Source organism: Tritonibacter sp. SIMBA_163 (assembly GCF_046535935.1).
Lineage (GTDB): Bacteria > Pseudomonadota > Alphaproteobacteria > Rhodobacterales > Rhodobacteraceae > Epibacterium > Epibacterium scottomollicae.
This window is the reverse complement of record NZ_JAWJBP010000621.1, coordinates 1-263: the sequence shown is the minus strand read 5'-3', so window position 1 is coordinate 263 and position 263 is coordinate 1. Positions and strand designations below refer to the sequence as shown.

Annotated in this window: 1 protein-coding gene; it reads right to left on the bottom strand. The window is 68.8% G+C overall.

All coding sequences use genetic code 11. The features are described 5' to 3' along the window. The coding region (locus R0J92_RS23790) for a hypothetical protein (protein ID WP_411053489.1) at window positions 1-181 on the bottom strand (181 nt) is incomplete at its 3' end. Window positions 182-263 lie beyond the last annotated feature (82 nt).

Genomic DNA, 263 nt, shown 5'->3' with positions numbered 1-263 from the left:
CACGCGGCCGTATCCGCATCCACACGGCGGGCCGGTCGCCCGCATCGAAGACGCCCAGCACGTCGGTCCGGTCGCCACGGTTGATCCAGCGCCGGTGCTGCTTCGACAGCCGGGGGGTGACGGCCTTAACGATCTGCGAGGGCGTCAAGTGTCTCAGGTGCGGCGTCGTCAGTGTCGCCATCAGGCCAGTCCTCCACGAACCGGAGTCGGTTGGTGTCCTCGGTGGTCCAGAAGCTCCCGACGCCACGGTGGGGCGTCAGCAG